Origin of the sequence: Nonomuraea sp. NPDC005983 (assembly GCF_040614375.1) — a bacterium.
In the GTDB taxonomy this organism is placed as follows: Bacteria; Actinomycetota; Actinomycetes; order Streptosporangiales; family Streptosporangiaceae; genus Nonomuraea.
In genome coordinates this window covers 29,543-52,639 of record NZ_JBEXUP010000056.1, presented here as the reverse complement: position 1 = coordinate 52,639, position 23,097 = coordinate 29,543, and the positions used below count along the sequence as shown (strand labels likewise).

24 protein-coding genes and 1 pseudogene are annotated in these 23,097 nt (G+C 67.8%); 18 read left to right on the top strand and 7 right to left on the bottom strand.

Going from position 1 to position 23,097, the window contains the following annotated elements; genetic code table 11:
- Window positions 1-368 precede the first annotated feature (368 nt).
- A complete protein-coding gene (locus ABZ297_RS24180) occupies window positions 369-776 on the top strand; it encodes a peptidase inhibitor family I36 protein (protein WP_355350194.1) in 408 nt (135 codons plus the stop codon).
- A gap of 587 nt (window positions 777-1,363) precedes the next feature.
- Here the strand turns inward: ABZ297_RS24180 and ABZ297_RS24175 are convergent.
- Window positions 1,364-1,852: a DUF1579 family protein gene (locus ABZ297_RS24175; RefSeq protein WP_355350191.1), complete on the bottom strand. Its 489-nt coding sequence runs from the start codon at window positions 1,850-1,852 to the stop codon at window positions 1,364-1,366.
- 87 nt (window positions 1,853-1,939) lie between these two features.
- Here ABZ297_RS24175 and ABZ297_RS24170 point away from each other — a divergent pair, with 87 nt between their 5' ends.
- Together ABZ297_RS24170 and ABZ297_RS24165 are read left to right on the top strand one after the other, a co-directional pair.
- On the top strand, window positions 1,940-2,278 hold the full coding sequence (locus ABZ297_RS24170; protein ID WP_355350188.1) for a metalloregulator ArsR/SmtB family transcription factor: 339 nt from the start codon (window positions 1,940-1,942) through the stop codon (window positions 2,276-2,278).
- Entirely contained in the window at window positions 2,275-2,700 is a 426-nt protein-coding gene (locus ABZ297_RS24165) for an SRPBCC family protein (RefSeq protein ID WP_285711099.1), read from the top strand. The genes ABZ297_RS24170 and ABZ297_RS24165 overlap by 4 nt, the downstream gene beginning before the upstream one ends.
- Before the next feature lie 471 nt (window positions 2,701-3,171).
- On the opposite strand, the pseudogene ABZ297_RS24160 reads toward ABZ297_RS24165, so the two are convergent.
- A pseudogene (locus ABZ297_RS24160) lies at window positions 3,172-3,866 on the bottom strand (response regulator transcription factor).
- Between the two features lie 156 nt (window positions 3,867-4,022).
- Here ABZ297_RS24160 and ABZ297_RS24155 point away from each other — a divergent pair.
- Both ABZ297_RS24155 and ABZ297_RS24150 read left to right on the top strand, forming a co-directional pair.
- Window positions 4,023-5,888 carry an alpha/beta hydrolase gene (locus ABZ297_RS24155; RefSeq protein ID WP_355350184.1) on the top strand — a complete coding sequence of 622 codons (1,866 nt, stop codon included), beginning with the start codon at window positions 4,023-4,025 and terminating at the stop codon, window positions 5,886-5,888.
- Between the two features lie 404 nt (window positions 5,889-6,292).
- Entirely contained in the window at window positions 6,293-6,523 is a 231-nt protein-coding gene (locus tag ABZ297_RS24150; protein ID WP_355350181.1) for a hypothetical protein, read from the top strand.
- A gap of 418 nt (window positions 6,524-6,941) precedes the next feature.
- On the opposite strand, the gene ABZ297_RS24145 is transcribed toward ABZ297_RS24150, so the two are convergent.
- Window positions 6,942-7,418, bottom strand: a complete 477-nt coding sequence (locus tag ABZ297_RS24145; RefSeq protein ID WP_355350179.1) for a hypothetical protein — start codon at window positions 7,416-7,418, stop codon at window positions 6,942-6,944.
- A gap of 185 nt (window positions 7,419-7,603) precedes the next feature.
- On the opposite strand from ABZ297_RS24145, the gene ABZ297_RS24140 reads away from it, so the two are divergent.
- On the top strand, window positions 7,604-8,200 hold the full coding sequence (locus ABZ297_RS24140) for a recombinase family protein (RefSeq protein WP_355350176.1): 597 nt from the start codon (window positions 7,604-7,606) through the stop codon (window positions 8,198-8,200).
- Between the two features lie 192 nt (window positions 8,201-8,392).
- Here the strand turns inward: ABZ297_RS24140 and ABZ297_RS24135 are convergent, their stop codons facing one another.
- On the bottom strand, window positions 8,393-9,031 hold the full coding sequence (locus ABZ297_RS24135) for a helix-turn-helix domain-containing protein (RefSeq protein WP_355350173.1): 639 nt from the start codon (window positions 9,029-9,031) through the stop codon (window positions 8,393-8,395).
- A 61-nt stretch (window positions 9,032-9,092) separates the two neighbouring features.
- Here ABZ297_RS24135 and ABZ297_RS24130 point away from each other — a divergent pair, with 61 nt between their 5' ends.
- The 3 genes from ABZ297_RS24130 (at window position 9,093) to ABZ297_RS24120 (ending at window position 11,056) form a co-directional block, all read left to right on the top strand.
- Window positions 9,093-9,761: a class I SAM-dependent methyltransferase gene (locus ABZ297_RS24130; RefSeq protein WP_355350170.1), complete on the top strand. Its 669-nt coding sequence runs from the start codon at window positions 9,093-9,095 to the stop codon at window positions 9,759-9,761.
- A 318-nt stretch (window positions 9,762-10,079) separates the two neighbouring features.
- Window positions 10,080-10,529 carry a TrmO family methyltransferase gene (locus tag ABZ297_RS24125; RefSeq protein WP_355350167.1) on the top strand — a complete coding sequence of 150 codons (450 nt, stop codon included), beginning with the start codon at window positions 10,080-10,082 and terminating at the stop codon, window positions 10,527-10,529.
- Window positions 10,530-10,684: 155 nt separating this feature from the next.
- Window positions 10,685-11,056: a DoxX family protein gene (locus ABZ297_RS24120; protein WP_355350164.1), complete on the top strand. Its 372-nt coding sequence runs from the start codon at window positions 10,685-10,687 to the stop codon at window positions 11,054-11,056.
- A gap of 82 nt (window positions 11,057-11,138) precedes the next feature.
- Here the strand turns inward: ABZ297_RS24120 and ABZ297_RS24115 are convergent, their stop codons facing one another.
- Both ABZ297_RS24115 and ABZ297_RS24110 read right to left on the bottom strand, forming a co-directional pair.
- On the bottom strand, window positions 11,139-11,381 hold the full coding sequence (locus ABZ297_RS24115; RefSeq protein ID WP_355350161.1) for a hypothetical protein: 243 nt from the start codon (window positions 11,379-11,381) through the stop codon (window positions 11,139-11,141).
- Window positions 11,368-14,418, bottom strand: a complete 3,051-nt coding sequence (locus tag ABZ297_RS24110; protein WP_355350158.1) for a Tn3 family transposase — start codon at window positions 14,416-14,418, stop codon at window positions 11,368-11,370. Before ABZ297_RS24110 ends, ABZ297_RS24115 begins: the two co-directional genes overlap by 14 nt.
- A gap of 204 nt (window positions 14,419-14,622) precedes the next feature.
- On the opposite strand from ABZ297_RS24110, the gene ABZ297_RS24105 reads away from it, so the two are divergent.
- The 6 genes from ABZ297_RS24105 to ABZ297_RS24080 all read left to right on the top strand — a co-directional run bounded on the left by ABZ297_RS24105 (window position 14,623) and on the right by ABZ297_RS24080 (window position 18,650).
- Complete coding sequence (locus tag ABZ297_RS24105) at window positions 14,623-14,799, top strand: hypothetical protein (protein ID WP_355350155.1); 177 nt, start codon at window positions 14,623-14,625, stop codon at window positions 14,797-14,799.
- 67 nt (window positions 14,800-14,866) lie between these two features.
- A complete protein-coding gene (locus ABZ297_RS24100; RefSeq protein ID WP_355350152.1) occupies window positions 14,867-15,022 on the top strand; it encodes a hypothetical protein in 156 nt (51 codons plus the stop codon).
- A gap of 1,073 nt (window positions 15,023-16,095) precedes the next feature.
- Window positions 16,096-16,293 (top strand): hypothetical protein, encoded by a 198-nt coding sequence (locus tag ABZ297_RS24095; RefSeq protein ID WP_355350149.1) that lies wholly within the window; start codon window positions 16,096-16,098, stop codon window positions 16,291-16,293.
- A 171-nt stretch (window positions 16,294-16,464) separates the two neighbouring features.
- Window positions 16,465-17,352 carry a recombinase family protein gene (locus ABZ297_RS24090; protein WP_355350146.1) on the top strand — a complete coding sequence of 296 codons (888 nt, stop codon included), beginning with the start codon at window positions 16,465-16,467 and terminating at the stop codon, window positions 17,350-17,352.
- Between the two features lie 288 nt (window positions 17,353-17,640).
- The gene (locus tag ABZ297_RS24085; protein ID WP_355350143.1) at window positions 17,641-18,312 is read left to right on the top strand and encodes a hypothetical protein; all 672 of its coding nucleotides are present in this window, start codon (window positions 17,641-17,643) and stop codon (window positions 18,310-18,312) included.
- Window positions 18,309-18,650, top strand: a complete 342-nt coding sequence (locus tag ABZ297_RS24080) for a hypothetical protein (RefSeq protein ID WP_355350140.1) — start codon at window positions 18,309-18,311, stop codon at window positions 18,648-18,650. The genes ABZ297_RS24085 and ABZ297_RS24080 overlap by 4 nt, the downstream gene beginning before the upstream one ends.
- Before the next feature lies 1 nt (window position 18,651).
- On the opposite strand, the gene ABZ297_RS24075 is transcribed toward ABZ297_RS24080, so the two are convergent.
- Complete coding sequence (locus ABZ297_RS24075; RefSeq protein ID WP_355350137.1) at window positions 18,652-18,843, bottom strand: hypothetical protein; 192 nt, start codon at window positions 18,841-18,843, stop codon at window positions 18,652-18,654.
- Between the two features lie 48 nt (window positions 18,844-18,891).
- Here ABZ297_RS24075 and ABZ297_RS24070 point away from each other — a divergent pair, with 48 nt between their 5' ends.
- From ABZ297_RS24070 to ABZ297_RS24060, 3 genes are all read left to right on the top strand, one after another.
- Window positions 18,892-19,185 (top strand): hypothetical protein, encoded by a 294-nt coding sequence (locus tag ABZ297_RS24070; protein ID WP_355350134.1) that lies wholly within the window; start codon window positions 18,892-18,894, stop codon window positions 19,183-19,185.
- Complete coding sequence (locus tag ABZ297_RS24065) at window positions 19,166-19,363, top strand: hypothetical protein (protein WP_355350131.1); 198 nt, start codon at window positions 19,166-19,168, stop codon at window positions 19,361-19,363. Before ABZ297_RS24070 ends, ABZ297_RS24065 begins: the two co-directional genes overlap by 20 nt.
- Before the next feature lie 76 nt (window positions 19,364-19,439).
- Window positions 19,440-22,601: a Tn3 family transposase gene (locus ABZ297_RS24060; RefSeq protein ID WP_355350128.1), complete on the top strand. Its 3,162-nt coding sequence runs from the start codon at window positions 19,440-19,442 to the stop codon at window positions 22,599-22,601.
- Window positions 22,602-23,097 lie beyond the last annotated feature (496 nt).

Sequence of the window (23,097 nt, the reverse complement as noted above, 5' to 3'; positions counted from 1 at the left end):
CCCTTCACCCGTGCACATCCAAACAGCCCCCCCCCCCCCCCCCCACCCGCCTAACCCCCCCCCCCCGGGCCCCGCCCCCCCCCCGGGGCGCCCCGCCCCCCCCACCGCCGGGGCCGCGCGACCCGGGGCCCGTCCCAACCGGGCCCGGGTCGCCGGCTGGGCTGTCCGGTGGGGCCGCTGGCGGTGATGGCGGTGTGCGTTGTGCCGAGCTCAGCGGCCAGGCGCTCGAACTCGGCCAGCGCGGCCGCCAAAGCCCCCCAATAGGTACCCCACCAGCCATCGAGACCGGCCCCTGCCTGCCGTTATCCGCTCGGCGGGCCGGTCCTTTCCCAACCTGGCCTCGCTCAGGCAACGAATGAGGAGAACTCATGCTGAAAAGGTTCATCCCGGCAGCCGTCGTCGCCGCCTCTCTGGCTGGGCTGGCGTTCGCGTCACCAGCGAGCGCGGCAACCCTTCCCGATCGCATCGGCAGCTGCCCACGAGGATACTTCTGCCTGTATACGACAGATGGGCAGATGATCGTCACCGGCGACGAAGACTGGGGGCCGGTCAGCCCGGCCAATAGCCAGTACAAGAACGTCCGATCCTTCTTCAACAATGGCGTGGTCGCCACCTATGACCACGTCCTTGTCTCATACGTCTACTCGAGCGGCGCCGCCTACTCGAAGTGCGTTCACCCCGCCGAGGACGGTGACCCCACAGCGGGACACGAGACGGTCGACTCCCCCGTGACCGTCACCCGGATCCAGTGGAGAAGGGAAAACTGCGCCGCGTAGCCTCGCATCCGCCGGCAGTCCGCCGGAACCGGTCCGGTCCGACGCCACGGAGGCCGTCGGACCGGACTACCGGCGCCGCCGCACGACCCTGGACCGTCCCCAACCGGGACCGCTGGTAAGAATCGCGCGACACGGCCCAAACGAGCGGCATCACCCCAGGTCACGGTGTGCGACTGTGCCACCCGCCGAGGGTCGGTTTTGGTCCGGGCGTTTGGGGATGAGTCAGGCGCGCAGCCGCTCGATAACGCTGGACCGGGCGTTTCCTCAGGTCGCGCTGCTCGCTAACTACCTTTATGTCAAGCCACGGCGTGCCCCTGGTAGCTCAGCGTCACTAACGCCGGATCCCGTACCGAATCTCTCAGCGGGCCAGCCCCTTGCCGGGGTCCCGGTAGTAATGGCGCAGTATCCAACGGATACGCCTCTGACCTGCCCTTATGCAGAGGTCTCGGGCTGCTGGGCCAGACCTGAGCCCTGCCTATCAATGCAGGTCAGAGGCGTATCTGTTGGATTTCCGGCCGAAGCTACGGGGACCCCCACCAGGAACGGCGAGGCGAGCTCGACGGTGAGGCTTCTGATCTGCGAGGGATTCAGCGGCCAGGGATGGCGCTGGGGCTGGAAGCCCTCGTGAAGCTCATGTCCATCCAGTGCCGCCAGTTTGAGCCGTTGTCAGTGCGCTCCCATTCGGCCGTCATGGAGTCGCCGTCTTCGGCGATCACCAGCGTCGCCCGCTCCGTCTCACCGGCGAACGTCCAGACACCATCGTCGTCGACGCTTGCCCGCATGGTGACGAAGTTGCCGTGATTGTCGAAGGAGCGCATGGGGTAGGTCCGGCTCGCTGGATCGTAGGGCCCGATCATCTCGATGACCTCGACGTGCTCCTCGTTCATGCGCACGTCCACACGGTGAATGAGGAAGTGCTCGCCCGCCAGCCACTCGTAGGTGTCCGACCCGGCGATGCGGATCGCCGGGTCGATCGCGGTGGCCGCTATACGCCCCTGCGAACGCCAACGGCCAACCAGCGCATTCAGGCGCTGGTTCTCCGATCGCGGGGCACGGGTGTTGTCGTCTCCTGACATGGCGGATCCTCGTCATCGATAGAGTGTAAGATATTGCTTAAACACTTACATGCTGTCCCGGCAGTGCGCAAACGAAGGCGGTGGCCCATGGACGACGCGCTTCGCGCTGTGGCGGACCCGACCCGCCGCGCCATCCTCGTCCTGGTGCGGGATCGCGAAGTATCGGCAGGCGAGATCGCCGAGCGCTTTCCCGAAATCAGTCGCCCTGCGGTATCCCAGCATCTGCGGACGCTGACAGCAGCCCGCCTCGTCGACGTCCGCCGCGCAGGCAATCGCCGCTTCTATCGGCTACGTCCGGAGGGGTTGGCCGAGGCGGTGACGTTCCTGGAGACAATGTGGTCCACCTCGCTCAGCCGCCTCCAGCGCGAAGCCGAGCGAGAAGAACACGCGCACACTGGTGACCAGGACGTGAAGGGATCGTTGTGAGCAGGACGATTGAGCAGACGTTGCACATCCGTGCGCGTCCCGAGACGGTCTGGCGGTTCTTCACCGACCCGGCACGCCTGGCGCGATGGTGGGGAACGGCCGAGCTGGACGCCCGCCCCGGTGGCACCTTGCAGGTTGCGATGCACGAGGGCCCACGCCCGGTGATGCGCGGACGGTTCGTGGAGCTCGTGCCGTACGAACGTCTCGTCTTCACCTTCGGCTGGGAGGCCACACCGGGAGCGCCCGACATGGCACCAGAGGCATCCCGAGTCGAAGTCACCCTGACCCCGGACGGTGATGGCACCGAGCTCATCCTGCGCCACAGTGGTCTGCCGGCCGTACTCGAAGAGGAGACCAGCGACGGCTGGGCGCACCTGCTCCATCGTCTGGGCGAAACGGCAGAACGCCAGGAACTCCACTGAACCTGGTCGAACATACGCGTACGTCGCACCCCTGCTGCCGCCTCACGAACCCTGGCCGCCGTCAAAGCCACATCACCGCCACCGGCTAACCGTCCTCGGGCTGTGCACGTTTACGCGTACTCGCCTCCGCAGCGGGAGGTGTACGCCGACAACACTCACACAGCGTCACGAGAGCCATGCCCCAGGCCCACTGGCATGGCTCTCTTTTTCACTAACACTCCAAGGCAGTTGATCAGCAAGTGGCTCTCAAACCGACCGACACATGGCTCTCGGATCCACCTTCATAGCCAAGTGAACGAACGCAGGATGGCGGAGCGGTCGATTATCAAGTCACCGGTGGTGTAGACCGCAGCATCGGGTAGACCTCGCAGGAAGTAGACCCACACGGCGGCGAGCAGCAAGGCACCTGCGAGCATGAGAAAGCCGGCGTAGCTGAGGGTGAGTCTGAGGCGAACACTCAAACCAGGCGCTCTATCCACGGTCGCCTCCCTCACGTCCAGTGTCTGGTTGAGTGGTGATGCGGTAGCCGGCGCCGGCCACGGTGGCGATGATCCCGGGTTCGCCGAGCCGTTTGCGCAGTGCCGAGACGGTGATGCGCACGGCGTTGGTGAAGGGGTCGGCGTTCTCATCCCGCGCTCGCTCCAAGAGTTCTTCGGCGCTGACGACACCGCTTCGGCAGCGACGAGGACTTCGAGCACGGCGAACTGTTTCCGGGTGAGCGCGACGTAACGGCCGTCGCGGTAGACCTCGCGGCGGAACGGATCCAGCCGCAGGCCGGAGATCTCTCGCACGGGTGGTCTGTGGTGGGCGCGCCTGCGGTCGAGCGCTCTGAGACGGAGCACGAGTTCTTTGAGCGCGAAGGGCTTGGTGAGGTAGTCGTCGGCGCCGAGTTCGAACCCGGAGGCCTTGTCGTCGAGCCGGTCGGCAGCGGTGAGCATGAGGATGGGCATGCCGCTGCCGGAGGCGACGATGCGTTCGGCGATCTCGTCGCCGGAGGGTCCGGGGATGTCCCGGTCGAGGACGGCGATGTCGTAGGCGTTGGTGCTCAGCAGTTCCAGAGCGGTGTCACCGTCACCGGCGAGGTCGGCGGCGATCGCTTCCAGACGTAGGCCATCGCGGATGGCTTCTGCCAGAAAGGGTTCGTCCTCGACGATCAACACGCGCATGCTCCTGAGGCTACGAGCCGGCGCATATCGTCGGCATATCGAAAACCGCATACGCGCTGGCAACACCCACGCTGGCTCAACTAATGACATGAACCACAGCGAACCAGCACGAACAGCGCCCCATCGGATTCCCGGAGTCCTTTGGGCGGAGGCCACATGCGTGTACTGAGGACGATTCTGGTGGGCTTGATGGTGCTGGTCGCCGCCGCGCCAGCGGCGGTCGCCACGGCGGCGGCCAGCGGCGGCCGGCACGAATGCGCCACCGCGACCAGCCGGTGCATCGGCACCCTGACCGTCCCACTGAACTGGCAGGATCCGCAGTCGGAGAAGATCACCATCAGGTTCGGGTACATCCCGCGGGCCGACCGATCGCGCCCAGCCCGCACCTCGATCCTGGCGATGCCCGGCGGTCCGGCCCCGCTCGGACCCAACGCCGAGCGCGTCGACTCCTTCGGGAAGGTCTTCCAGCCTCTGCTGGACCACTCGGACATGATGATCGTGGAGTTCCGCGGGATGGGCGAATCCGCGCCGCTGCGGTGCAAGGCGCTGCAGCAGGGGAAGCCGGAGTCGGTCAGCCAGTGCGCGCGTGAGATCGGCGACAGGGCCCAGTTCTTCAGCAGCGACCAGTACGTCGCCGATGTGGAGGCGGTGCGCGCGGCTTTGGGCCTGTCCAAGGTAACCGTCGTGGGATCGTCCTGGGGCGCGCTGAGCGGACAGGCCTACACGACCCGCTACCCGGACCGGGTGCGCGCCCTGTACATCGAGAGCATGATCGGCCCAATCGACAAGGCTGGCCGGTGGCAGCTCGGCGAGTCGGAAGGCAAGGAGATCCAGGAAGCCATCGACCACTACGCCCGCGCCTGCCAGCGATCGTCGGCCTGCCGCCGAACCGCCGGCGGCGACCCGCAGGCACGCTGGGAAGCGGTGGTGCGGAAGACGCGCGCCGACGGCGACGCGACGCTGACCCCACAGCGACTGCTCGGGGCGCTGCGGTCGACCTCTGATCCAGCCATCGCCACCGACGCGACCGCGGCCACCGCCGCATACCTGGACGGCGACCCGGCCCCGCTGCGCCGCGTGCTCGACCGGGCCGCCCCGCTGGCCGGCAACAAAGGCGCAGGATCCAAAGCGCCGTCCAAGGAGTCACCGGATAGGGCCGGTACGACGGCGTACCTGTGTTCCGACCCGCGCTGGCCGTACGACCGCACCGCCGACGAGGCGACCCGGCGCCGCCAGTTGGTGACCTGGCATGCCGAGCGCAACCGGTACGCGCCGTTCACCCTCGCCGAGGCGGGCAGCGGTGCAGACTTCTGCGCAGGCTGGCCTACCCCGCGAGAGAACAACGCGATCGAGCCGCACCGGCCGGCGGTGCCGATGCTGGCCGTCGCCGGCGAGTTCGACCCGAAGGCGATCATGGGTGCACGCACCGCGGCGCGGGCATTCCCCCGCGGCCAGGCGGTCACCGTCCAGGCCGGGTACCACAACCCTGCGGTCGAGGGCCGTGGGCCGGGTGGCGAGTGCGCGCGACAGATCATGCACCGGTTCATCCAGAACCCGGGGCGGGTGTCCGACACGTCGTGCACGATGGCCAACTACCAGGCACACGGTCGATTCCCTGCGACCGCGGCAGCAGTACCGGCCGCCCGCGGCGGCGGGCTCGACGCTCCGCAGCGCACACTCGTGGCGGCTGCGTTCGCCACCGCCGCCGACACGGTAGCCATGCACAACCCGCATCGCGCCTCGCGGCCGGACACCGAGCCCGGGCTGCGCGGCGGGGAGGTCACCAACGGTACAGACGGCACGATCACCTTGGATAAGGTCCGCTACGTCGCCGACCTCGCCGCCACCGGCACTGCCAAGGTCGCCGGCGACAAAGCCACCGCCAACCTCACCGTCACCGGCCCCGCCGGCGCGACCCACAAGGTCACGCTGCAGTGGAAGGCCTTCACCGCCACTGACACCATCCCCGTCACCGGCACCCTCGACGGCCGACCGTTCCGGGTAAACGTCCCCGGATACTGATGACCCACCCCACCCCTGTGGGGCACTCGCGGCCCCGAGCGCCCCACAGGGGTCCCAATGGCGGCACAGCCAGCCGCCGAGGCACCGGGGTTCCACGGAGGCACGTCGGTGGGCCAGATCGCACCGACCACCGCCAGCCGGTAGTGGACCTACCACAGGAGGGCAGGCCGGCAGGTGATCACTCAGCGCTACCACCGATTACGGGACACAGCCGATTACCGGGACAGCCCGCACGCTCGGTTCTTCTTGGGTCCGGGCTGCGTTCGGTCAACTTGGCCTACGTGAAAGAAGAGATCATCGTCCTCTGACCTGCTGGAAGGGTCCTCCAACCCTAGATAACGACCGACCTGCTCGGCGAGCTGTCGACGGCGCTGGAGCTGGGGCCAGGCGAGCACAGCAGCGTGGTGAGCGAACTCCCGGAACTGGCCACCGAGGCGGTCCAGCTGGCGGTGCTGGCCGATCGTCAGGCCGGGGCGAGCTGGGCCCAGGTCGGCGCAGGGCTGGGCATCTCCGCGGACGCGGCCCGGCACCGCTACGGCCGGCTGCGCTTCCACTGGTCGCCGACCGGGCCGCCGTTCGGGATGCGCCGTTCCGAGCCGCTGCGCACCCCACGCCGTGCCCGCCGAACGGGCTGATCCGCCTCTAGACCTAGAGGGGGCAGCCTCTAGACCTAGAGGATCTCCTAGAGCCTGAACCGGCCGCCGACCAGCGCTCTAGTGCCTAGACCCTCCGGTGCGGATGAGGGCCTGGCGGCCGTGCACGCGCGTGCACGCCTCCTTGGTCTGCCTCTCGCGTACGTCAATCAGCGATCGCTTACTCACGTACAAGATCACTGTGGGTAACGCCGTGCTCGTCCGTCCGTTCGTCCGTCCACGTCCATCGCCTCCTTCTACGCGCGCAGGCGCGCGGACGGACGCGGACGACGGACATGGACGATTACAGGTTGTGCGTGCCCAGGGGTGAGAGCAACGGCCGGACGGGGTCCCGGGTCGCCGTCCTCCACGGGACCGCGGCCGTCCCGTGGTCCCGTGCCCGGTGACCAGCGGCGGAGGGTCAGTCCGTCATGGTCATCAGCTCGCCCATCGCACGCAGCGAGTGAACTTGCTTGGCGGCCTCCTGCAGCACGGCCGCGGCTTTGATCAGGGCTTGTCCGGCGTCGGCTGCTTCGCCGTCGCCGCGTAGCGGGTCGATGGCGGTGTGGGCGGCGGTGGCCATCCCGGACAGGGCGGCGGCGACCAGGCGCATGGCGCGGATGAGCGCGTCACCGGAGCCGACGTTGCCCTGGCGGGGGAAGTGCGGTGCGGGCCCGCCGAAGTCGAGCATGGTGAGCACCCGGCTCAGCCGGGTGGCCCGCCAGGCGATCAGGGCGAGTTCGTCGGCCTCGTTCTGGCAGTTGACCCCGGCGAACGCCATGAGGGCGGCCTGGCCGATGTCGGCGGGCCCGGCCCCGGTGGCGTTGGCGGCGCCTTCGGCTCGGCTGGCGTGTGCTTCGGCGCATCCGACCAGGCCCCCCACTCGGGTCCGCGTCACCAGCCGCAAAGTAGCGCTGAGTTACCGCCGCCACTCTGTGTGGTCGCGAGGTTGATCATCTCAGTGTCGAGTAACGGTCGTCTGTCGACACTCGCCGGACCGATCACGGAGCCGCAGGTGGGCACTGTCGATAACTCGTGTCGAAAATCAATGTCGGTGAACGGTGCGTGGACTAGATTTCGACAGTGCTCTTCGGCTACGCGCGGGTCAGTACCGCCGACCAGAACCCCGACCACCAGATCGACGCGCTGCTGCGCGCGGGCGTCGACCGCAATGACATCCATCTGGACAAGGCCAGTGGCGCCAAGGCTTCTCGGCCCAGCCTCGACCTGGTTCTCAAGCTGCTGCGCGAGGGCGACACGCTGAAGGTCACCCGGCTGGACCGGCTGTCGCGCTCAGTGCTGCACTTGGTCACCCTCGGGGCGGACCTGCGCGAACGCAAGGTGGGACTGCATGTGATCGAGCAGGGCATCGACACCGACACGATGGAGGGCCGCGCGATGTTCGGCATGCTGTCGGTCCTGGCCGAGCTGCAGCGCGAGCTGATCGTGGCCAACACGATGGACGGCCTGGCCTCCGCCCGTGCCCGCGGCCGGGTCGGCGGACGCCGGCCCAAGCTCACTGCCGACCAGGCCGCCCTCGCCCAGCAGCTGTACGACACACGGGACAAGACCGTCCAGCAGATCGCGGACCTGTTCGGGGTGCCGCGCTCGACGGTATACGGGCATCTGAAGGGCGACACTGTGCCCCGCCAGCCGAAGAAGACCCTGGATAGGGCGTAGTCGGGACGGGGTCGGAGTTTTGTTTGTCGTGGTCGGCCTACCGGCCCCGGGGCTTGGGTGGCCGGGGTGATCTGGTCGGCGTAGGGCCCGGTATGGGTGTCGGCCAGGTTGTCCGACCCGGCCCGCAGGAGGCCGGCCAGGTGGTTGGCCACCAGCATTGCGGGCTGGAGGACGATCGTGACGTCCGTCCGCTCAGCCGGGGTCGGCGCAGAGTTGGGAGGTCAAGGCGGTGCGGGCCCACTCTTCCCACGTGTCCGGTGACCAGTCGCGGTCGCGGACGAAGATCAGGTAGAGCTGCGGGCTGAGCAGGCCGAACAGCAGGTCCGCCGCCATCTCGATGGAGAGGCCTGGACGGGTGTCGGGCTTGCCGGCCAGGGCTTCGGCCGCTGCGTACTGCACGGTGTAACGCGGGTCGGGGCCGTCCGGCCACTGCGCGGCGATCTCAGGGTCGGTGGCCGCGGCAGCCGCGATCAGCGGCATGATCGGGGCGACCCGGCCCAGGATCTCGCGGGTGCCGTGGACGTGCGCGCGCAGTTGCCCGGCTGCGGTGGGCTCGGCGCACGCGGCGCGAAACCACTCACGATCCATGGTGGCGACCGGCTCGGTGTCCCCGGCGATGGACGTGTCGACGACGTCCTTGAACAGCGTGCGCTTATTGCGGAAGACGAAGTAGATCGTCTGGATGGCCACGCCCGCCCGGTCCGCGACCTCCTGCAGGTTCGTCGCTCCGTAACCCTGCGCGACGAACAGCTCGCGAGCCGCCTCGACGACCTTTTCGCGGGTGTGGCGTGAGCGCTCGGCTCGCTTGTCCGGCCGTTTGACTTTGTCCATATTGCGAGTATATCTCTAGAGTATGTCACTAGAGTTCAACTCTAGATTCTTGGAGGAGACGATGGACCAGCCCAACGCCACCCAGAAGCCGGAACCGGACCTGGCCTCAACGCAGCGAGACCAGGAGGAGGAGTCCGTCCACCGTGCGCTGGAGGGCTACTACCGCGCCGGCAAGCCGCCGTGGGACACCGGCGTGACGCCGCCCGAGCTGGTCGCCCTGGTAGAGGGGCACGGCGCGCTGCCGCCCGGCCGCGCCCTTGAACTCGGCTGCGGCACGGGGACCAACGCCACCTACCTCGCACGGCACGGCTGGGAGGTGGCGGCCGTCGACCTGATCGACCGCGCTGTCGACCAGGCCAGGGAGAAGGCTGCGGCGGCGGGAGTGGCGGTACGGCTGCTGCACGGAGACGCCACCCGCCTCGACGAACTGGACGTGCCGGGCCCCTTCGACCTGTTCTTCGACCTGAGCTGCTACTGCGGGGTCCCGCTGCACCGCCGCGACGCCTACGCCGCCGGGCTCACCCACCGCGCCGCTCCCGGAGCACGGTTGCTGATGTTCGGGTACGGCCCCGAGCCGCTCGGCAATCCGATCCCCGAGGTCACGTCGTGGGCGGCGGGCGTCACAGCCGACGAGCTCCGCGCCAGGTTCGCCGGCTGGGAACTACTCGACGTCACACCGGGCACCAACTCGGTGCCGACCTTCTGGTTCACGCTGCGCCGCGACGCCTAGCAATCTCCGGTCGCGGGTTTCTGCAGGTCTGTGGCAAGTTTCACGCCGCCCGAGCAAGTCGAGCTTGGGCGGCGTAGTGGTCGACGTGCCGGGTGATGGCCCTGAGCGCCGCTCGTAGTCCAGGTGGCGTTTGAGGCTGATCGGTCGCGGTGAGTTCCGCCGACTCGCCAGCCAGCCCGTGGTGCGGCAGTTGCGGCCGGGGCTCCGGCGGCTGAACCCCGATTCACCTGAACGGCGAATCCGTGCTGTTCAACCGGCTCAAACACCCTCGCCAAATACCGCGGTGCCCTCGGGCGCAACTAGAACGTGGAGATCACCATGACAACCGACACCGTGACCCTGCGACCAGTCGGCCGGGTGGTGGGCGGTCGCAGCGAGATGGTCGAAGACGACTGGCACGACGTTCGAGCCGTGATCCGGCTGGACGGTGAGACCTTCACCGCCTCGGCGGTGCTCGGCCTGGAGGGCTTCTCCCACCTGGAGGTCGTCTTCCTCTTCGATCGGGTCGACCCAGCCAAGATACGCACCGATCCCCGTCCCTCGCGAGGGAACCCTAGCGCGGCCCCTGTAGGGATCTTCGCCCACCGGGGGCCATACCGTCCCTGCCTGACAGCGCGTCCAGGTCGGCGACGTGCAAGTTCAGGCCGTCCACGGCGAGGAGTCGGCAGCGGGAGACACCAAGACGGCCTGGATATCAAGCCGTACCTGATCGAGTTCGCCCCCCCCGCCATCCGGTCACCCAACCGGCCTGGGCCACCGAGCTCATGAGCTCCTACTACTGAGGTTCCGGCCGGCGGGCCCCCGCCGTCCGTCCAGTGATCAACCTGATCGCAGGGCCATGGCCTCTCGTAGACGACACCCATCACCCGTGTCTGCGACCAGGCCGAGCACCTCTGCATCGTCCAATGGAGAGAGCTACTGATATGAACGTATTTCTGTGGATACTGCAGGCCATCCTGGCCGCCGCTTTCGGCTTGGTCGGGGTGATGAAGTCCATCCGGCCCAAGGAGAAGCTGCGCCCCGCGATGCCTTGGGTGGAGGACTTCACCGCCACCCAGGTTCGCCTGATCGGCGTGGTCGAACTTCTCGGTGCCCTCGGCCTGATCCTGCCCGCCGTCACCGACATCGCCCCAACCCTCACTCCGCTGGCCGCCACCGGCCTGGCCATCACTATGCTCGGTGCAGCCGCCGCCCACGCCCGCCGCAAGGAGGCGTCGGGCATCGCCGTCAGCGTGGCCTTGCTCGCGCTGTCCGTTGTCATCGCCTGGGGCCGCTTCGGCCTTTACGCCTTCTGACCTCTGCCGAGTTCTAGAGAGTCCCAGCACAGCTGAGGGATTCCGTGAGGAACGCTCTGACCGACCAGCTGAGCGCACCCCCTCAGCGCCTGCTGTCGCCAAGGGCGAGCAGACTGGTGAGCTCCGCGATGGCCCCCTGCGGAGAGCTTGAAGTAGCGGCGCAGGTTCTCCGGCTTTTCTTGTGCCGGGACTTGGCCATCAGCATCAGCAGGCTCGCTTCGGCCTCGCCAAGGTGGGTCAGGGCCGAGTGGCGGAACTCGTGCAGGTCCCAGCCCGCGCCCGGCCCACCGATGGCAAAGAGCGTTCGTCGCTCAGAGCGGATCACCTGACTGCTTACCCGCTGGCCCCGGCCCGAGGTCGAGCTGTTTGCTCATGTCGAGCTCGAACTTGCCGTACAGGTTCAGATGGGTCCAGAACAGAGCCGACAGGGCGCGCCGGTCGGCGTCGGTGAGCTTCTTCTGCCACCGGGGCTCGGCGAGGACGATCTGTACCATCCTGGTATTCAGGTAGACGATCGCGGCCTGGACCAGGTGCAACACCAGGGCGGAGAATTCGACGTGCTCACGGTCGTCGCCGGTCAGATCACCGGCCTTGCCGTAGAAGATGTCCTTGTTGGCCGAATTCCAGTTCTCCACCACGTTCAGGCCCTCGTGGATCTCGCGGCGGAGTTCCTCCTCGGCCAGGTAGTCGCAGATGAAGACGGTGCGGATCACCCGGCCGAGTTCCTCGATGGCCCGGTAGGTGGGATGCTTGGGGCCGCCGCGGGTGAAGCGGCGCAGCATCTGATGGGCCTCGGCGGTGCCGAGCCGTAGCGCGGTCGCGTACTTGATCATCTGGGCGTACTGGTTGGCGAGCAATTCCCAGTCAATCGTCTTGCCCGACAGGACGCCCTCCAACTGCGGCCATGCCTCGGCGTCACTCAGGCCCGGCCGGTACAGGCGGGCCGAGCCGATGTTCTTCAGCCGGGGCAGCAGTTTGAAGTCCAGCAAGTGCGAGAACGCAAAGCCAACGATCGAAGCTCCGTGGGTATCGGTGTACTGGCGGTCGATCTCCGCGCTGGTCAGATGACGCAGCAGGCCCTCGATCATCGAGGCCACCTCGGAGTCCGTGGTGGATCGCACCTGGCTGTAGATGCACACGTTCTTACGCTCAACGTGCCAATACACCATGATCCCGGCGCCGCCGTAGCGCTGGTGCCACTCGGTCATGAAGTTCGCCGACCACGAGCCGGACTTGCGCGAGTCCGACGCGCACGCCGTACCCGGCCCCCACAGCGAGACATCGCGCACCTCCAGCGTCTTGTTGACCACGGTGCGGATCGCGGCCCGCAGGTTGTCGCGGTTGACGAACAGCCGGCGGGTCCGGCGCAGCGCCGCCTCGGTGTCGGCCTCCATCCCCTCGATCGCCGCGGTGCCGTCGGCGACCCGTTTGATCCCCATATTCGTGCCGAGCCCGAAGGTGCACAGCAGCAGCCGGCGGCGCAGCACCTTCGCATCCGTCACCGTGCGCGAGGCCACCGAGGTGAACTCGCCAGTGAACGTCGTGGCGTGGTCGACGTTCTTGATCAGGTCCAGCAGGTCGATCACGCCCCACCGGCGGGCGATCTCCTCCTTCAGCGCCTCCAGGTTCTCCGGCTCGATCTGCTTGCCCAGGGGCGGCACGCTGATCCACGGCTCGCCCTTCCTCCTGGTGATGCTCACCCCGCCCGTCGTGGCCTTCTTCAGGCCCTTGTTCAGCCGGTCCAGCGCCGCCACGTGCCGCTTCTTCAGGTCGGCGATGAAGTCGGCCGGGTCGCGGGGCTTGGACAGCGCCTCGTAGTGCACGTCCCGGTTGTCCTCGAAGTCGGCGGGCAGATCCTCATCGGGGTTGCGCCAGGTGTTGGCGCCCTCCACCCAGATCTCGCGGCGCCGGATCGCCTTGCGCAGCGCGACCAGCACGCACAGCTCGTACGGGATCCGCTCCACCAGGCCGCTGTCGGGGTCGAGGACCGCGTCGCGCCAGTCCTCGGGCACCACGTGCTCCAGCGGCACCGCCTCAGCGGCGGCGTAGAAGTCGGCGTCGGAGCCGTCGTAGCGCTTCAGCAGGTCCAGCGCGTCCATCACCGGCTTGAAGGTGTCGTTGCTGGAACGGAACCTCACCGCTTTGAGCAGCTTGGGCAGGCCGCGCCGGTAGTGGTGGGAGTAGGAGCCGCGCAGCTTGGTCCGCACCCGGGTGCGCAGCTCTTTCTCGTTCGCCTTGGCCTCGGCGATGATGTCTTCCAGCGTCCGCTCACCGACCACCGGATACAGGGCCTTACGGACGATCTCCTCCGGCAGCGCCAGCGCCGCCGTGGCGAGCTTCACCAAGATCCCGTTCTTGCCCCGCGCCCGCCGGAACTCGGCGTTGAGCTCTCCCTCGACCTTCTTCTCCGCCCGCACGCTGATCTTGTGCACGAGCTGGATCAGCAGCTCCACCAGCCCGTCGATCAGCTCCGCCTGCCGCACCTGGCACAACGCGGCCAGCAGCGTGAGGCGTACCGGCGGCGGCGCCGCCTCGAAATCGGACGGGTACATCTTCATCGCCCGGGCCCGCCAGCCCGCCACGACCTTCTCCGAAACCCCCTCGAACAACGCGGCCGACAGACCGACCGCCTTGACCCGCTCCAGCTTCACGATCTCCGTCAGCAACGTCTCCAGCTGAAACGAGCCCGGATCCTCCTTCAGCTCCTGCAAGAACGCGCGCCGCCCGCCACTGGCGCCACTGGTGACCTGAGCCTGCCCGTCCCCTTCCGGGGCGTCCTGTCCGGCGACCGGGACGCCGGTCGCCGGAGCTTCGGCGACGATCAACTCTTCCAGCTTGCCGACCGACTCGAACGACAAGCGCTCCACGGTCGTGGCGGTGAAATTCCGCTCGAACATCGCCTCGGCCGCGCCCAGCACGCGTTCGATCCGGGTCGTCTTCGGCGGATCGATCCGGTCTTCACGGCAACGCGCCAGCAACGCGCCGCGCAGCCGATCCCGCGACATCTCCACCGGACAGATCTTGGTGGCCAGCCAGTCGGCGAGCTTGTCCTCATCGCCCACCGTCGGCTCGCGGAAGTCGTGGAACTTCCTGATCTGCGCTCGGTGATACTCGATCGTGCGCCCGGACCAGTCATAGGAGGCGAACAACTCCGCGTCCACCTTGACCTGTCCCGCCATGAACTCCACCGCCGGGCGAGGCACGTCCTCCCGGCGAGGGAACCTCGCCTCCAGCTCGAAGAACTTCAGCATCAGACCGAAGCCGAGCCGCGTAGCCCCGGACTGGTTTGCCAGCAGCGCGAACTCCTCCTCATCCAGCGTCCAGCACTCGATCAGATCCTCTAACTCCCATTCGCGCCGCATGCCCGCGCCCTTTCTCCCGGACCTCCAACGAAGGTCAGGAGAAACATGTTTTGTAACCGCTCGACTACTGATCGGTATGTCTCACCCGTAATGGCGACGCAACGGATCCGACACATAGCTCTCTGCTGCTCTGCGGCTGGCCTCAAAGAGAGAGTCCGTGGCCACACTGCGCAACGGCAGTCACATAGAGTTACTTTGCGGCTGGTGACGCGGACCCGAGTGGGGGGCCTCTACCGCCGCCAGGGCTTCGACGTGATGGAGGCCGGAGCGCCGATGGACATGTGGATGGTCTTCGGCGTGCATTCCAGCATCCTGCCCGGCGCCGACGAGCGCTTCTCCTTCCGCCGTTTCCCGCCGGGCAGCGTGCACCGCGGCGGGTAGCCGGTTCGCGGTGCGCCCGTTGTCAACGTTTGGAGCTTTTGGGGCGTCTGTTCATCAGGAGGCGCTTGTGAAAGTTCTGAACGACGGCTTGGAGGAGGACGTGATGATGGCGTTGCTCCTCATCGAGGCCCTGCACCACGAAGCGGAGCGGCTGACCAGGACCGCGGCCAGCCGCGCGAAGCCCCAGGATGGCGCGCCCGTACCGGGCCCGGAACTCCTATAGCTCCGGCGAGCCGCCACTCGGTTGATCAGTGGGGCCTGCGCCTGCGCGGTGGTGAGCTTCTGTGTCAGCTCCTCGGGGGTGGCCTGCTGGCCTGCTTTGCTGGGGTCGAGGATGCCGAGCAGCTGCGCGGTGAGCTCGGCGCGCGCTTCGTCCCCACATGGAATGACTCAGATGCTTCCTAGATCACCATCTTGAATGACGCGGGAAGGGGGCACGGGTCGAGCGGGCACAGTGCCAGGTTCGCCGTCAGACCAATGATCATCGTCAAACTCCGGCACGTGGTCGGTGGTGCATTGGCCGGGTTCTCTTGAGCATCGGTTCCACTCCCCGAAACACGTCGGATCATCCACGCTCTTGATGTCCCATCTCAGACGCAGCGCGGTGCACAGACTCGAGTCCAGGGGAAGGGGCCCCACTTCTTCTTCCGAGTCCGGGGGCGCGAACAGGCCCAACGAGGCCAGAGCAGCACGGGCGATGCATCTGCTCTCCACGTCATTGTCGTTAAAGGCGGCGCCTGCTTGGATCGCGTGATCAATGGCCGTGCTGTACTCGTCGTGAGTCAGGTAGCGCATGGGCGAGGGAAGGGGGACCGGCGCGCCGGGCGAATTCTCGGACATGCCATCACGATGACAGAAGGGCGTCGATCCGTCATCATGGGCCTCTTCGCGAACGGCGCCCCTAACCCATACCCTGAGTCGTACCTCGCTGGTCAGCCGCACAACGACGCTTAGAACCACGCGCTCAGCGCTTAGCCTGCTGGTCGGCCTCGCTGACGCGGGCGCCGGCCGCCCACCGCTGCGCCTTGCCGGTCACCTGCTCGATGAACTCAGCCTGCGTCAAGCGGCCGTGCTTCGCCCACCACTCTTGCAGCTCATCCGACTGGGGGTCGAGGTTGGCGGCACACTGCTCGGCGAGTGCGCCTGCCTGACCGCCCAGGCGCTGAACATCGGCTACGCGCCCGTGGCCAACTCTTCGCATATCGCCCAAGTGGCCTCAAGGCCGGGGTGGCGGCTCGCCGTAGCTGTAGGAGGTCCAGGCCTACCGGCGCGCTACCCCGCCTGGGCGGCGGGAGCATGACCACGAGCGGATCGGCGACCGTGACCCGGCTGTGCCCGACCTGCCGGGCCACCGGCCCGGTGACCGACGACACGGTGGGCACCCTGTGGACCGAGAACGGGGTGACGATCGAGCAGTTCCACGCCGCGCACTGCGCGGACTATCTCGCCCAGCATGGCCCCCCACTCGGGTCGGCGCGACCAGCCCCAAAGTAGCTCTCTGTAGTCGTGCTCACGGATCGTGTTTTCGAGAGTCGTTCTAACGTGTTTCATAAGCGACCACCTATGAAACACCGACCCCGGCTGGCCGCGACCAGCGAATCCTCTGTTTCATAGGTCGGTGCAAACGGGTAACGGGTTGAAACACTCCTATGAAACGATCTCGGGGTGAGCAACGATGACTTCCGGCACGTGGAGGCCCACGCCTGCCCGATGACCTCCTGCGCGGCCCCGGCCGGTTCGCCCTGCCGGACCGGCAAGGGCAAAGTCGCCGTCCAGTACCACACCGCCCGCTTCCGGCTCGTGCCCGCGCTCGCCAAGTCGCTCACCGTAGCCACCCCGCCCGTCCGCAAGCCGGGCACGCTGTGGATCGAGCTGCCCCGCCCCGCCGCGGCCGCCGCCGAACCGGCAGGGCACGTGCGGATCGGCTACGCCCGCGCCTCCACCGTCCGCCAGTCCCTGGACACCCAGCTCGACTCCCTCAAGGCCGCCAGCGTCACCCGCGTCTTCGCCGAGAAGATCTCCACCCGCGCCACCACCCGCCCCGAACTCGACAAGGCCATCGCCCTGGCCCGCGAGCTCCGCTCCGCGGGCGTCGCGGTCACCCTCGTAGTGCACGAGCACAAACGCCTCGGCCGCGGCCTCGACCTGGCCGCCTTGGCCGAGCAACTGCGCGCCGCCGACATCGCCCTGGAGTTCCTCACCGGCGAGCTGCAGGGCAGCCACGACCCGTCCGGCGTCGTATTCACCGTGCTCGCCGCCCTGTCCGGGATGGAACGCGAGTACATCCGCGACCGCACCCTGGAAGGCCACGAATCCGCCCGCAGCCGCGGCAAGACCATCGGCGGCGCCACCGTCATCGACGACGCCATGCTGTCCATGGCCCTGCACCTACGCGCCCAGAACCTCAGCCTCCGCGACATCGCCGCATGCCTGGTCATCACCAGGGGCAAGAAGAAGGGCCACCACCCATCCCCGGCCACCATCCTGCGGATGCTTCGCGAACACGACGAGGCGAACGCCGCGGTGCCATCGGCGGCGACGCTCACGGGCTGACCGGCCGCTCATCGGCAGCACCGTCCACCCGCCAGCGGCGGTCCGCCCTCGTTCCTCACCCCGCCTCAGCATCCTGAGCGGCCGGCGAGCTGGTCGGTGCTTAGCGCCAAAATCCGGTCCGATCCTCCCCAGAGGCCAAACTCTGCGCGTGGGACTGGTCGCCAGAGCCAGTTCATCGTGCCGGGCCTCGACTCGTCACCCTGTTGCAGCCTGAGCGGGAACACGCAGCTCAGCGCCCTTGCCTGTCGTTGGCCTGTTCTTCGTTCTGTCTCGTGCCATGGAGGCGCTGTGTCCGATCTTGTGCAAGTGTGGGACGCCGAACTGGCCTACACCCACACCACCTTGGCCGACACGGGCGCTGCCGTGGCCCCGCACGTGGATGGCGCCGAGCAGATCTGGTGCGTCTACCAGTTCCAGCCCTCGGCCGGGATGGAGATCCACCACGCCATCTCGCACGCGCTGCTGGAGTGGCGGTGTGCCCTGTACGGGCTCGACCCCGACGACGTGCCGACGCTGCTCGACATCGCGTTGCACGAGCCGTACATACCGGGCGGGAACGACGTGTTCACCCGCACCGACCCCGGCGCCGTTAAGGTGCTGGAGGCGACGCGCGGCCTGCCGACGTGCTGGACGCCCGGCGTGCCAGAGCATGAGCGGCGCGCGGCCTACCTGGAGCGGATCAGGCTCGTCAAGGAGTATCGCGTCCGGTTGGAGGCCGCGCCGCGGGCGCTGCGCGCCGAAGCGCTCGCCTACGTTGGCTCGTCTCGGATAGCGCCGCCGGACCCGCTGGAACCGATCCTGTCGCTGGCCCGCCTGGACCCGGTCCGTGTCGAGGGCCGGCGGATGGCGGCAGAGTGGCTACGCGCCCACCGCGGTGACCAGCTTCCCCGGCCGACGTTCCAGCTCAAGCCTCCGGCCACGTTCATCGGCACGCAGCCCCGCACAGGGGGCAACGTGTGACCAGCGACGACATGCCGAGCGTGGCGCTGTCGCTGGAGACGCTGCGCCGCCTGGTCGAGGTCGGGTTCGCCCAGGTCAACGGCCAGATCGCGTTGCTGCGGCAAGAGTTGGAGCAGGTGAATGCCCAGCATGCCAGCCTCGCGCAGCGGGTGGAGCAGGATCGGCTGACCGCCGACGTCCGGCACGCCGCGTTGGAGGGCCGCCTGGATGCTCTCGAACGTGAGGCGGTGACCCGCTCGCAGCTCGGCGACCGTACCCGTCTGATCATCGCCATCGTTGGTGTGCTCGTCACCGTGGCGACCGCCGTGATCGCGCTCATCTCGCTGACGCGCGGCTGACCTACTTGCCCGGCGGGTTGTTCCTGTCGTGCGCCGCCTGAATCCGTTGCGCTGCACCTGACGTGGCGAAGTCACTGTCCGGGTGAAGCGAGGCATACCTCATGGCGCTGGCCTTGTCCTTGGCGGACGGGTGTTTGCCTCCCGCGCCTTTGCCGCCGCCCGTGCTGCTGCTCTTACTGCTCTTGTTCGCCATGGCCCGAGTATCTCCGGGCCCGCCGCAACCAGAAAGGTACCGGTTGCCTTGCTGGTGCTGCTCACCCACGACGGCGTGCTCCTTGTGCCCGCCGTCCTTCCCATCCGCGTCAGCGACGACGAGCTCAAGATGACCGTCGCCGACTGGCTCGCCCTCAAGGAGATCACCATGTCGTCGTCCTCCCCGGAGGAGATCCCGATCCTGGACGGGCAGCTTCCGCTCCCGCCGTACGCCGACGCGGCCCTGACCGCGCTCGACCCCGACCAGGACGGGCTGTCGCAGGAGCCCGGCTCGGCCGTCGAGGACGAGAGCGAGGTGGCCGATGGCGGCGACCAAGCCTGAGGACCGGCTCCTCGACGTCGCCCGCGCCCAGCTCGGCTACACCGAGAGCCCCACCGGGTGGACGGCGTTCGGGTCGTGGTGGGCCAAACGCCACGACAAGCCTGCCTCGTGGGCGCTGGAGCCGGGGTTGAGGACCGGCGGACAGCCGTTATCGATGAGAATGATCATGGAGCTGTGAAAGATTAGAACGCTCGCTTTGTAACAGGTTGATCGCTGTGGGTTGACCGCGGGTGGGCTGGGCCTACTTTGCTGGCATGCCTGCGGAATTCCTGTCCGCTGAGCAGAGAGCGGCCTACGCATCGTTCGCCGACATGCCGTCGCTGTCGGACCTGGAGAAGTTCTTCTTCCTGGACGACTTCGACCGGAACTTGATCGCCCAGTCGAGGGCCGATTTTCACCGGTTGGGCGTTGCCGTCCAGATCGGGATGGTCCGGTACAAGGGGCTGTTCCTGGAGGATCCGCTGGCGGTGCCATGGCCGGTGGTGGACTATCTGGCCGAGCAACTGGGGATTGGTGATGCGTCGCAGGTCAAGAAGTACGCCGTTCGTGCGCAGACGGCCTATGACCATGCGTGGGTGATCCGGGACGCCTACAGCTACCACACCTTCGACGACCGCGACAGCTGGAGCGGGCGGCAACTGACGCGCCAGTTCCGGACCTTCCTGCACGGCCGGGCGTGGACGCACGCCGAGGGGCCGGTGGCGTTGTTCGAGCAGTCGGTGGCGTGGCTGCGGCGGCATCGGGTGCTGCTGCCCGGGGTGACCGTGCTGGAGCGGCTGGTGGGCAGCGTGCGGGAACGGGCCGATGTCCGCATGTACACGGTGGTGGCCAAGCAGGTCCGCCGTGCCGATCCGGACTTGCCGGGGGCGTTGTCGGGTCTGCTGGTGGTCCCGGAGGGCTCGCGTGTCTCGGAGTTGGAGAAGCTGCGGCAGGCGCCCAAGCGGACGTCGGGCACGGAGATGGTGCGGGCGCTGCAGCGGGTGGACAACCTGGCCGGATTCGGGCTGGGCCGTGTGAACGTGTCCAAGGTGCCGGTGCGGCGGATGAAGACCCTGGCCAAGTACGGGGCTGGCAGCAAGGCGCCGGCACTGGATCGGCCGGTCGAGCCGCGCCGGACCGCGACGCTGCTGGCGGTGACCCGGAGTCCGGAGGCCGAACAGATCGACGATGCCCTCGATCTGTTCGCGCTGCTGATGGCCACCAGACTGATCAGCCCTGCCCGCCGCAAGTCCGCCGACGAACGCCTGCGGATGCTACCCCGGCTGGAGCGGGCCTCCAAGCTCGTGGCCAAGGCCGGCCGCGTCCTGGTCGCCCAGCTCGACCTGGTCGACCAGGAGGGCGCAGACCTCGATGTGGCAGCGATGTGGACCGCAGTTGCCGAGATCGCCGGCGCCAGCAAGGAACAGGTCCGTGCGGCGCTGGAGGTGGTGGAGGAGCTGGTCCCCGAGGAGGACGGCGCGGCCGAGGTGGCGATGCGGGCCGCCCTGGTCGAGAAGTACAACACCGTGCGCCCGTTCCTGCGGCTGCTGGGCGAGTCCAAGGCGCTGTCAGCGGCACCGGGCGGGCGCCGGGTGCTGGCCGCAGTACGCCGGTTGCCGGAGCTGTCGCGACGGCAGGTCAGCAAGAAGCCGCTGCTGCCCAAGGAGATCGACGCCGCGCTGGTGACCCCGTCCTGGAAGCGGACGGTGTATGCCAACCCGGACCTGCCGCAGGGCGCGGTGGATCGTGACGCGTACGTCGTGTGCGTGCTGGAGCACCTGATGCGGGCCCTGACGATCAGGGATGTGTTCGCCTCGCCGTCGCTGCGCTGGGCCGACCCGCGCGCCCATCTGCTGGCCGGGGCGCAGTGGGAGGCGATCGCCGAGGACGTGCTGGCTTCCCTGTCGCTTACCGATCCGGTCGCGGAGCATCTGAACGGCAAGGTCCTGGCCCTGGACGCGGCCTGGAAGCAGATGGCCGCCCGGCTGGAGGAGGCGGGCGAGGACGCGCTGGTCTCGGTGGTGAGTCCGGCCGGGGGCGGGCGGGCCCGGCTGTCGGTGGAGAAGCTCGGCGCGCTGGGTGAGAGCGAGTCGCTGGCGTGGCTGCGGGCCGCCTGCCAGGCGATGCTGCCCCGCATCGACCTGCCCGAGCTGCTGCTGGAGGTGCACACCTGGACTGGGTTCCTGGACGCCTACGTGCACCTGGCCGACATCTCCACCCGCATGAACGACCTGCCCAGGACGTTGGTGGCGCTGCTGATCAGCGAGGCGTGCAACGTCGGGCTGACGCCGGTGATCAAGGCCGGGGATGAGGCGCTGACCCGTGGCCGGCTCTCGCACGTGGATCAGAACTATGTGCGCGGCGAGACGCACGCCGCGGCGAACGCGATCCTGGTGGAGCACCAGGGCCGGGTGCCGATCGTCGCGGCGTGGGGCGGCGGGCTGCTGGCCTCGGTGGACGGGCTGCGGTTCGTTGTCCCGGTCAAGACGATCAACGCCGGGCCCTCACCTAAGTACTACGGCTATAAAAGGGGTTTGACCTGGCTTAACGCAGTGAATGATCAGGTGGCGGGGATCGGGCAGATGGTGGTGCCGGGCACGCCCCGCGATTCGCTCTACATCCTGGACTGCCTGATCAATCTGGATGCCGGGCCGAAACCCGAGGTGGTCACGACTGATCAGGCCAGCGACAGCGACTTGGTGTTCGGGATCTTCTCCATGCTCGGCTACCGGTTCGCGCCCCGCTTCGCCGACCTGGGCGACCAGCGGTTCTGGCGGGCCGACCTGCCCGACGGCAGCAGCGGCGCGTACGGGGTGCTGGAGGCGATCGCTCGGAACAAGGTGAACATCAAGAAGGTGCTCACGCAGTGGCCGGACATGGTGCGGGTCGCCGGGTCGCTGGTGACCAACCAGGTGCGCGCCTATGACCTGCTGCGCATGTTCGCCCGCCAGGGTAACCCGACCCCGCTGGGGCAGGCGTTCGCCGAGTACGGCCGGATCGACAAGACGTTCCACCTGCTCAGCATGTTGGACCCGATCGATTCCAGCTATCGCCGCAGCCTGGGCAAGCAGTTGTCGGTCCAGGAGTCTCGGCACCGTCTGGCACGCAAGCTCTGCCATGGCAACGCCGGGAAGATTCGGCAGGCCTACCGGGAGGGCCAGGAAGATCAGTTAGCGGCATTGGGGCTGGTTCGCAATGCTGTGGTTTTGTGGAATTCGAAGTACTTGTCGGCGATCCTGGACCAGTTGCGTGCCCAGGGCGTGCCGGTCAAGGACGAGGATGTGGCCCGGCTGTCCCCGCTGGGCCACGCTCATCTCAACTGCCTGGGCCGCTACGCGATCGCTTCCTCGGCCCCAGACAAGGGCCTGCGTCCGCTCGGAGCGGCGGCGCTGCCCCAGGACGCATCTTCCGCCGTCGTGGACGAGGACGCCGTGTAAACCATTGATCAGCGGTCGTCGGCCCCTGTGAGAGGTCGGGTCGAAGCCTTGCACGTGGCTCGTGGGCCGTGCTTATGGCCGATCTGGGTGAGTATCTGTTTCCTCTGAACCGTCGATCTTGTCCGTGATGATCAGCCAGGTTCTGCGGTACCTCGCCCCTGAGGCCGGCAATCACCGGGGCGGCATGGATGGCGACCAGTGCGGCCTGCAGGTGTGACGGTCCACGAGCCGAAGGCCCGTCCTCACCAGCACCCAGCCGAGCCGCTCCTCGAAAGCACTGATGACCGACGCGGGGGCGACCAGGCGGGCTTTGCGCTGCCGGTCAGCCTCCTCCCACAGCTCACGGGCTCGTACGCCTTCAACGAATAGGTATAAGTCTGGATGCATCGTGATCTCCTGGATGATCGTCACGGTCGGAACGGAAGCCGTACGTGTGCACGGCGACGTACTCACGGCTCTGTACGCGCGACAGCGGCCGTCTCCGGTGAACATGGGC